Raw genomic sequence first — 9,597 nt, 5'->3', positions numbered from 1 at the left:
CACCCGATCATTTCGGGTGCGGGCCTCCTCGTGTGCGCACTGACCACTGCGTCACCGGATCACCGCGTCACCGGCTACTGCCCCTTCGCGGCCTTCTTCTCCTCGGCGTCCTCGATGACCGCCTCGGCCACCTGCTGCATCGACAGCCTGCGGTCCATGGACGTCTTCTGGATCCACCGGAACGCGGCGGGCTCCGTCAGTCCGTACTGGGTCTGCAGGATGCTCTTCGCCCTGTCCACCAGCTTGCGGGTCTCCAGCCGCTGGGAGAGGTCGGCGACCTCGTCCTCCAACGCCTTGAGCTGGGCGAAGCGCGACACCGCCATCTCGATGGCGGGGACCACGTCGCTCTTGCTGAACGGCTTCACCAGATACGCCATGGCGCCCGCGTCACGGGCCCGCTCGACCAGCTCGCGCTGCGAGAACGCGGTGAGCATGAGCACGGGTGCGATGGACTCCTCGGCGATCACTTCCGCGGCGGAGATTCCGTCGAGCACCGGCATCTTCACATCGAGGATCACGAGATCGGGGCGGTGTTCGCGCGCGAGATCGACGGCCGTCTGGCCGTCACCGGCCTCGCCCACCACCGTGTAGCCCTCTTCCTCGAGCATCTCTTTGAGGTCGAGGCGGATGAGCGCCTCGTCCTCGGCGATGACGACTCGGGTCGTCAGCGGCGGGACGTGCGACGTGTCGTCGTCGGCGGCGGGCTGGGGCGACTCGGGGGCGGTCACAGGGGCTCCTCGGTGCGTCACGAACTGCTCCCCAAGAGCCTACCCAGCTGCGGTAAGGTGGTGACCCACAGGGCCACCGCCGCCCTGGATTTCTTAGGCCCCAGTACTCCAACTGGTCAGAGAGGCCGCTCTCAAACAGCGGACAGTGTGGGTTCGAATCCCACCTGGGGCACTTTTCCTTCATTCCCAAGGTCACGCCCACAGCGCATTGCGGCGCAGTACGCAGTCCGTCAGGCGTCCAGCAGCTGGTTGAAGAACGCCCTGTAGTGCTGAAGCGCCACCCTGAGTTCCTCTGTCTGGATCTCCTCGCCACGGGACCACTGCGCCTCAAGGTCCCGCTTGTGGTCGGCGAAGGTCGTGGCCAGGGACTGGATCACCTCGGCGACCAGGGTGTCCGCGTTGCGTACGGCCTCCCTGGGGTCATCGACGAAGGTGCCCTGGATCTGCTGCCAGCGGTCGCGGTAGTCCCCCGCGTCGCCGGAGGGGACGAGTGGCTCCCCCACGGGCACCCCCGACGCTTCGGACATCGGCGCGGGCTCGGCCTCGGCCTCAGGCGCGGCTTCGGACATCGGCGCGGGCTCGGCCTCGGCCTCGGGCGCGGATGCGGCTTCGGGCGGCGGCGCCTCGGACGCGGGTGCCGTTCCGGTCACGGGTCCGGCCTCGCCCGGGTAGACACGTGGCTCTGTCTCCTCCCGCGCACCCTGCCGTGGCCGCGTGAGATCTTCGGTCGAGAGGTCGCTCGCGGGCGGTGCGCCGCGCGTGGTCTCTGGGTTCCGCATGTCAACTCACCTCGTCGGAACGGCGGTCAGGCCGCGCCGTATCGTGTGCCTCGGTGCTGGTGGTGGTGCTCGGCCCGGCGGCTGTCGCCGAGCAACTCCTTGAAGAGCGCGCGGTAGTGCACCATGGCACCGCGCAGTTCTTCGGTGGTCGCCCTGCCGTCCTTGTTGCGGGCGTTCACCTCGTGGGCGGCCCGGTAGTGCTCCAGGGTGCCCGCGTGCTCGACGGAGAGGTCGCGCACTTGCTGCTCGTACCCGTCCGTCGGGTAGCCGCGGTCGCCCATGAGCTGGGTGACCAGGTGATCCGCTTCGTCGACGCTCTGGCGCGGCTGGTCCACGAAGCGTTCCTCCGCGCCCTTCCACTCCTCGGCGTAGCGCTCACGTGCCCCGGGGGGCAGCTCCTTGATGTCGAGCTTGCGGTGCCGTTGTTCCCTGGCGCGCAGCTCGCGTTCGGCGGTCAGCCGGTCGCCACCGTCCGCGTCGAGGGCCCGGTCGTACTCGGGACCGAACCTCTGCCGGAGGTGGCGGCGGCGCATGGTCATCCAGACCGCTCCCGCGATCAGGACCAGGAGGACCGCCAGGGCGATGATGGCGATGACAATTCCAGTGGACATCCGGACCTCCGTGTGTCCGTTGTCGGTCGGCCCACGCTTAAAGGCCTCCTGTAATCGCCGACTGCCCAGGAAGGAACCGGGCAAACGCCCCGGGGGTCAGGATGCGGGTGAGTCGTCCGTGCCGATGTGGTGCACCCGCACCAGATTGGTCGAGCCCGAGACCCCGGGCGGGGACCCTGCCGTGATCACCACGATGTCGCCCTTCACGCAGCGGCCGATCCGGAGCAGTTCCTCGTCCACCTGGTCGACCATCGCGTCGGTGGAAGCTGCCTGCGGCACGAGGAAGGCCTCAACGCCCCAGGTGAGATTGAGCCGGGAGCGGGTGGCCGGGTCCGGGGTGAAGGCCAGCAGCGGGATCGGTGAGCGGTATCGCGACAGCCGCCGGACGGTGTCCCCCGACTGGGTGAAGGCGACCAGGAACCTGGCCCCGAGGAAGTCCCCGATCTCAGCTGCGGCACGTGCCACGGCACCGCCCTGGGTGCGGGGCTTGTTGCGTTCGGTGAGCGGCGGCAGCCCCCTGGCGAGGATGTCCTCCTCCGCCGCCGCGACGATACGGGACATGGTCCTCACCGTCTCGACGGGATAGCTGCCGACACTGGTCTCACCGGACAGCATCACCGCGTCGGTGCCGTCGATGACGGCATTGGCGACATCGGATGCCTCGGCACGGGTGGGCCGGGAGTTGTCGACCATCGAGTCCAGCATCTGCGTGGCGACGATGACCGGCTTGGCATTGCGCTTGGCCAGCTTGATCGCGCGCTTCTGGACGATCGGGACCTGCTCCAGCGGCATCTCGACGCCGAGATCGCCGCGGGCGACCATGATGCCGTCGAACGCGGCGACGATCTCCTCGATATTGTCCACGGCCTGGGGCTTCTCGACCTTCGCGATGACGGGGAGCCTGCGCCCCTCCTCGTCCATGATCCGGTGGACATCCGCGATATCGCGTCCGCTGCGCACGAAGGACAGGGCGATGACATCGGCGCCGAGCCTGATCGCCCAGCGCAGGTCGTCGACGTCCTTCTCGGACAGCGCGGGTACGGAGACCGCGACTCCGGGGAGGTTGAGGCCCTTGTGGTCGGAGACGAAACCGCCTTCGACCACGATCGTCCGCACCCGCGGGCCGTCGACCGAGGTCACTTCCAGGGCGACCCGGCCGTCGTCGACGAGAATGCGCTCACCGGTGATGACATCGGCCGCCAGGCCGGAATACGTGGTCCCGCACATACCCCGGTCGCCGTCCACCTGTTCGACGGTGATCGTGAACTCATCACCGCGTTCAAGCAGTACCGGGCCCTCACGGAATCGCCCGAGACGGATCTTCGGACCTTGAAGGTCGGCAAGGACCCCGACACTGCGTCCGCTCTCGTCGGACGCCTTGCGCACGCGGTGATAGCGCTCCTCGTGCTCAGCGTGGGTGCCATGGCTGAGGTTGAAGCGGGCGACGTCCATTCCGGCCTCGACCAGTGCCTTGATCTGGTCGTACGAATCGGTGGCGGGCCCCAGTGTGCAGACGATCTTTGCTCGGCGCATGATTCGAGCCTATGGCCTACCGACGGGTAGCGAATTTGTCGCACATGGCCACTCAACAACCTTTCCATGAAAGGTTGTTGACAACTATTGAATGTGCACAGGGGTGCTCTTCTGAGCGCACACCTCTGCGCTCCCGGCAGCGCGGGCCGCCGGGAGCACAGGTCGTGGCGCGGATGGCGTTCGCCGCGCTGATGCCGGCGCCTCTCATCCCCGAGAACCGGGCGGGAGCGCCTCGGAACGCCGCGGAATAGCGGCAGTCGCCGCACGTGAGTGAAGCTCTCGGCGGGATACCGCCGAGGGCCTTCCGCGCCCCTAGAGCTTCGGTGGCGTCATCGTGAAGCGCGCGTTCACCTGTGCGTAGACCGTCTGGCGCTGGGGTTCGAGGTCGAGGGCCGCGGGCGACCCGTCCGCGCCCCCGTACGCGGCGGCGCGCAGGGCTCCGGATGCCTGGGGGCCGTTGTACGCAGCCGGGGCCTCCGCGCCGATGTCGGCGAGCTCGACCAGGGCGGCGAGGCCGGCGCCGAGTGCGCCGGCGTATTCGCGGGCGCGCTGGACGGCTTCGAGTACGGCCTGGCGGCGGGCCTCGGCGCGGGCCGGGGAGTCGGGGCGCAGGGACCACCAGGGTCCGTCGACGCGGGTGAGGTCGAGGTCGGCGAGACGGGTGGTGAGCTCGCCCAGGGCGGTGAAGTCGGCGAGCTCCGCGGTGATGTGGACGCGGCCGTGGTAGGCGCGGACGCGTTCGCCGCGACCGTGGGCGGTCAGCTCGGGACTGATCGAGAACACACCGGTCTCCAGCTTCTCGACCGCATCGCCATAGGACTTGATCAGGTCGAGCACCTGGCCGTTGCGGCGGGTCAGGTCCTCCAGCGCGGCCCCGCGGTCCTTGCCGCGGGCACTGACGGTGACACCGATCCGGGCGATCTCCGGGTCGACCTCCAGCCGTGCCTCGCCGCGGACGGCGACTCGCGGGGTTTCGGGGGTTCCGTACGGCGCCGCGTCATTCGTCATGTGGCCTCCCTCGCTGTTGTTCACCGAACACTTTCGCAGGCAGCCGCCCTGCGCCAGAATCTACGCGCGTTGTGCCATTGAACGAGGGAGATCAACACATGCCGCTCAACCGCAGGACGTTCCTCGGCCGTACGGCCGTGGCGGGAGCCGGTGCGGCCGTCGCGGGGACGGTAGCCGCCACTCCGGCCGCAGCTCAGGAGCACGCCCACGGCCACGGACGACCGCCGAAGCGGTACTCGTTCACCGTGATGGGCACCACCGACCTGCACGGCAACGTCTTCAACTGGGACTACTTCACGGACAAGGAGTTCGACGACAAGAACCACAACGACGTCGGCCTGGCGAAGATCTCCACCCTGGTCGACCAGGTGCGGCGGGAGAAGGGGCGGCGCAACACGCTGCTGATCGACGCCGGTGACACCATCCAGGGCACCCAGCTCTCGTACTACTACGCCAAGGTGGACCCGATCACGGCCCGGCGCGGCCCCGTCCACCCCATGGCCCAGGCCATGAACAGCATCGGCTACGACGCCGCGGCGCTCGGCAACCACGAGTTCAACTACGGCATTCCGGTGCTCCGCAAGTTCGAGGAGCAGTGCGACTTCCCGCTGCTCGGCGCCAACGCCCTGGACGCCAAGACCCTGCGGCCCGCGTTCCGTCCGTACAGCATGCACCGGCTGTGCACCCCGTGCGGCCGGGATGTGAAGGTCGCGGTGCTGGGGCTGACGAACCCGGGCATCGCCATCTGGGACAAGGCCAATGTCAGCGGCAAGATGGTGTTCCCCGGCCTCGAGGAGCAGGCCGCGAAGTGGGTGCCGAAGCTGCGCTCGATGGGTGCGGACGTCGTCATCGTGTCGGCGCACTCCGGCTCCAGCGGCACCTCCTCGTACGGCGACCAGCTCCCGCACATCGAGAACGCGGCGGCGCTGGTGGCCGAGCAGGTGCCGGGCATCGACGCGATCCTCGTCGGGCACGCGCACACCGAGATACCCGAGTACCTGGTCACCAACAAGGAGACGGGCAAGCAGGTCGTGCTGTCCGAGCCCCTCAAGTGGGGCCAGCGGCTGACCCTGTTCGACTTCGACTTGGTGTGGCAGAAGGGGCGCTGGAGCGTCGAGAAGGTCGGCGCGCAGGTGCTCAACTCCAACACGGCCGCCGAGGACCCGCGCATCGTCCGGCTGCTCGAGGACGAGCACAAGAAGGTGGTCACGTACGTCAATCAGATCATCGGCACGTCGACCGCGGCCATGACCACGGCCGAGGCGCCGTGGAAGGACGAGCCGATCATCGACCTGATCAGCCATGTGCAGGTGGAGACGGTGAAGGCGGCCCTGGCCGGCGGCCAGTACGCTGCGCTGCCGGTGCTCTCCCAGGCCTCGTGCTTCTCCCGTACGGCGTCGATCCCGCAGGGACAGGTGACGATCCGGGAGGCGGCCGGGCTCTACCCCTTCGAGAACACGCTGGAGGCGCGGCTGCTGACCGGCGCCCAGCTCAAGGACTATCTGGAGTACTCGGCCCGGTACTACGTGCAGACCCCGGCCGGGGCTCCGGTGGACACGGCGAAGCTGACGAACGCCGAGAGCATCCCGGACTACAACTACGACGCGGTCTACGGGGTGACCTACGAGATCGACATCGCGAAGCCGTCCGGTTCACGGATCGTCAACCTGTCGTTCGACGGCAAGCCGGTCGACCCCGCGGCCCAGTTCGTGCTGGCGGTGAACAACTACCGGGCCAGTGGCGGTGGCGCCTTCCCGCATGTGGCCAAGTCCCAGCAGCTGTGGGCCAATTCGGATGAGATCCGCAACACGATCATCCAGTGGGCGCAGGCCAAGGGGACGATCGACCCGGCAACCTTCGCCTCGGAGGGCTGGAAGCTGACCCGGGACGGCGTTCCGGTCTTCTAGCGCTGCCTGTCGAGCGGCATGAGCGGAGGCGCCTGGGCGGGAATGCCAGGCGCCTCCCGCTGTTTCAGGCCGAAGCTGGTGAAGGCGGTACGGCGCGGCAGCGGGTAGTGCTCCTTGCCCGTCAGGGAGTTGAGGATGGTCGCGCTGCGCCAGGCGGCGAGCCCCAGATCGGGGGCGCCCACACCATGGGTGTGCCGCTCCGCGTTCTGCACGTACACCTCGCCGGTGACGCCGGGGTCGAGCACCAGCCGGAACTGCTCGTCGATACGGGGGCGTTCGGATCCGTCCCGGCGCATATAGGCGTCGAGGCCCATGAGGAGCCGGTCGAGCGGGCGCTCGCGGTATCCGGTGGCCAGGACCACGGCGTCGGTGGTGAGCCGGGAGCGGGTGCCCTGCTGAAGGTGTTCGAGGTGCAGCTCGATCCTGGCGGCGGCGACACGCCCCGCGGTGCGCACCCGCACCCCGGGGGTGAGCACGGCGTCGGGCCAGCCGCCGTGCAGGGTGCGGCGGTAGAGCTCCTCGTGGATGGCGGCGATGGTGCCGGCGTCGATGCCCTTGTGGAGCTGCCACTGCCCCGGGACGAGCCGGTCCCGTACGGCTTCGGGCAAGGCGTGGAAGTAGCGGGTGTAGTCCGGTGTGAAGTGTTCGAGTCCCAGCTTGGAGTACTCCATGGGCGCGAAGGCTTCGGTGCGGGACAGCCAGTGGAGCTTCTCGGCCCCCGCGGGCCGGGCGCGCAGCAGATCGAGGAAGATCTCTGCGCCCGACTGGCCGGATCCGATGACGGTGACGTGCTCGGCGGCCAGCAGCCGTTCGCGGTGGGCGAGGTAGTCGGCAGAGTGCAGCACCGGGACGGCCGGTACGTCGGCGAGAGGTTTCAGCGGCACCGGGACATACGGCTCGGTGCCGATCCCGATGGCGATGTTCCGGGCGTACGCGCGCCCCAGGGCGGCCTCGGCGTCCGCGGATCCGTCGTTGGCATCGCCGTCGAGCCGGGTGAAGTCCACCTCGAACAGGGCACGTTCGGGATTCCAGCGGACGGCCTCGACCTGGTGGCCGAAGTGCAGCCCGGGGAGCAGCTCGCTGACCCAGCGGCAGTACGCGTCGTACTCCGCTCGCTGGATGTGGAACTTCTCGGCGAAGTAGAACGGGAAGAGCCGTTCACGGGCCTTGAGGTAGTTGAGGAACGACCAGGAGCTGGCCGGGTCGGCGAGGGTGACGAGGTCGGCGAGGAAGGGGACCTGGAGGGTGGCACCGTCGATGAGCAGGCCCGGGTGCCAGTGGAAGGCGGGGCGCTGCTCGTAGAACGCGAACCCGAAGCCGCCCGCACCCTCCCGCTGCCGCAGCCCGTGAGCGAGTGCGGCGAGGGAGAGGTTGAACGGGCCGATGCCGATGCCCACCAGGTCCTGGGGCTGGTGGGGGTCGTGGGCGACGGGGGCCGACGTGCCGGTCATCAGGTGGTGCCGCCTTCCACGAGTGCGATGAGGGTCTTGAGGTCGCCGGGGCTGGTGTGCGGGTTGAGCAGGGTGGCCTTGAGCCAGAGGCGGCCGTCGGCACGGGACCTGCCCAGCACGGCGCGGCCCTCGTGGAGCAGGGCGCGGCGCAGCGCGGCCACGGTGTCGTCGCTCGCGCCGCGCGGGCGGAAGAGCACCGTGGACAGCACGGGCCTGGCGTGGAGTTCCAGCGCCGGGTGCTCGTCGACGAGGCCGGCGAACTCCTGGGCGGCTGCCATGGTGCGGTCGATGAGTGCGGCGAGCCCGCTGCGGCCGAGTGCACGCAGGGTGACGGCGATCTTGAGGATGTCGGGGCGGCGGGTGGTGCGCAGGGAGCGGCCGAGCAGGTCGGGGAGCCCGGCTTCGGTGTCGTCGTCGGGGTTCAGGTAGTCGGCTGTGTGGGCGAGGGGTGCGAGCAGGGCGCCGTCGGGGACGGCGAGCAGCCCGGCCGCGACCGGCTGCCAGCCGAGCTTGTGCAGGTCGAGCGTGACGGACCGAGCGCGCTCAAGTCCCTGGAGCAGCGCGCGGTGCCGGGGGCTGAAGAGCAGCGCTCCGCCGTACGCCGCGTCGATGTGGAGCTCGGCGCCGTGCCGTGCGCAGAGGTCGGCGATGGCGGAGAGTGGGTCGATCCGCCCGGTGTCGGTGGTGCCCGCGGTGGCGACGACGAGCGCGGGGCGTCGCTGGGCGCGGAGTGCCTCGTCGAGTGCGGTGAGGTCGGTGGTGCCCCCGGGGGCGGATACGGTGACCGGCTCGGGCAGTCCGAGCAGCCAGGCCGCGCGGCGGACCGAGTGGTGGGTGTGGCTGCCGCAGACGACCGGTACGGCGCCGTGCCGTTCGCGGGCGAGGAGCAGGGCGAGCTGATTGGCCTCGGTGCCCCCGGTGGTGACCAGCGCGTCGGGTGATGTGCTGCCGGGGTACACCTCGGCGGCGAGGGCCCGGGTCACCTCGGCCTCCAGCGCGGACGCGGCGGGCGCCTGGTCCCAGGAGTCCAGCGACGGGTTGAGCGCGGAAGCGGCGAGGTCGGCGGCGACGGCGAGCGCGAGCGGCGGGGTGTGCAGATGGGCGGCGCACCGCGGGTCCGCCGGGTCGGCCGCGCCGCTGGCAAGAGCTCCGACGAGGGTACGGAGCGCCTCCTCGGCGCCCTTGCCGTGCTCGGGTACGACGGGGCGGGCCGCGTCCCTTACCCCCCGGCCCACCGTGTCCGGCCCCCCGCGCGGCAACGGCCCGCCCCGCTGGTCCGCGCCCTCCTTCAGCGCGTCGAGGACGACGGCCAGGAGGGGGCGCAGGGCGTCATGCCCTGCAACCCCTCCGGCGAGGGGCGGTGTGCTCATGCGGGGGTCCTCCGGTGCGCGGTAAGACAGCTGCACCAGGGTGGACTTGTTCGGCACCGTGCGGTTCCGGGTTCCGGTGATCTAACCCGAACGGGGGACGGGAGGTTGCCGGTGTGCCCGCAGCCTGCGGGGCCGCCCGTCTGCGGTGCGGTCCACCGCGGAGTCCCGCACCCGGTGCGATCGAAGCCCCACCGGGTGCGGGCACGACGC

General features: G+C 70.0%; 8 protein-coding genes and 1 tRNA gene. 2 read left to right on the top strand and 7 right to left on the bottom strand.

Going from position 1 to position 9,597, the window contains the following annotated elements:
• Positions 1 to 74: 74 nt before the first annotated feature.
• Positions 75 to 728: an ANTAR domain-containing response regulator gene (locus tag ACFV6V_RS16965; protein WP_385565253.1), complete on the bottom strand. Its 654-nt coding sequence runs from the start codon at positions 726 to 728 to the stop codon at positions 75 to 77.
• Between the two features lie 97 nt (positions 729 to 825).
• On the opposite strand from ACFV6V_RS16965, the gene ACFV6V_RS16960 reads away from it, so the two are divergent.
• Positions 826 to 900, top strand: a tRNA-Leu gene (locus ACFV6V_RS16960).
• Between the two features lie 58 nt (positions 901 to 958).
• Here the strand turns inward: ACFV6V_RS16960 and ACFV6V_RS16955 are convergent.
• The 4 genes from ACFV6V_RS16955 to ACFV6V_RS16940 form a co-directional block, all read right to left on the bottom strand.
• Complete coding sequence (locus ACFV6V_RS16955; RefSeq protein ID WP_385565251.1) at positions 959 to 1,507, bottom strand: hypothetical protein; 549 nt, start codon at positions 1,505 to 1,507, stop codon at positions 959 to 961.
• A gap of 26 nt (positions 1,508 to 1,533) precedes the next feature.
• Complete coding sequence (locus ACFV6V_RS16950) at positions 1,534 to 2,118, bottom strand: hypothetical protein (RefSeq protein ID WP_385565249.1); 585 nt, start codon at positions 2,116 to 2,118, stop codon at positions 1,534 to 1,536.
• Between the two features lie 96 nt (positions 2,119 to 2,214).
• A complete protein-coding gene (gene pyk / locus ACFV6V_RS16945; RefSeq protein ID WP_385565247.1) occupies positions 2,215 to 3,651 on the bottom strand; it encodes a pyruvate kinase in 1,437 nt (478 codons plus the stop codon).
• A gap of 312 nt (positions 3,652 to 3,963) precedes the next feature.
• On the bottom strand, positions 3,964 to 4,659 hold the full coding sequence (locus ACFV6V_RS16940; protein ID WP_385565244.1) for an SIMPL domain-containing protein: 696 nt from the start codon (positions 4,657 to 4,659) through the stop codon (positions 3,964 to 3,966).
• A gap of 98 nt (positions 4,660 to 4,757) precedes the next feature.
• Here ACFV6V_RS16940 and ACFV6V_RS16935 point away from each other — a divergent pair, with 98 nt between their 5' ends.
• A complete protein-coding gene (locus tag ACFV6V_RS16935; RefSeq protein WP_385565242.1) occupies positions 4,758 to 6,566 on the top strand; it encodes a bifunctional metallophosphatase/5'-nucleotidase in 1,809 nt (602 codons plus the stop codon).
• On the opposite strand, the gene ACFV6V_RS16930 is transcribed toward ACFV6V_RS16935, so the two are convergent.
• Both ACFV6V_RS16930 and ACFV6V_RS16925 read right to left on the bottom strand, forming a co-directional pair.
• Positions 6,563 to 8,017, bottom strand: a complete 1,455-nt coding sequence (locus ACFV6V_RS16930; RefSeq protein WP_385565239.1) for a lysine N(6)-hydroxylase/L-ornithine N(5)-oxygenase family protein — start codon at positions 8,015 to 8,017, stop codon at positions 6,563 to 6,565. The genes ACFV6V_RS16935 and ACFV6V_RS16930 overlap by 4 nt on opposite strands.
• Entirely contained in the window at positions 8,017 to 9,387 is a 1,371-nt protein-coding gene (locus ACFV6V_RS16925; protein ID WP_385565237.1) for a pyridoxal phosphate-dependent decarboxylase family protein, read from the bottom strand. Before ACFV6V_RS16925 ends, ACFV6V_RS16930 begins: the two co-directional genes overlap by 1 nt.
• Between the last annotated feature and the right edge of the window lie 210 nt (positions 9,388 to 9,597).

Source organism: Streptomyces sp. NPDC059828, from assembly GCF_042731955.1.
Taxonomy (GTDB): Bacteria; Actinomycetota; Actinomycetes; order Streptomycetales; family Streptomycetaceae; genus Streptomyces.
This window is presented reverse-complemented; position numbering and strand designations above follow the sequence as displayed.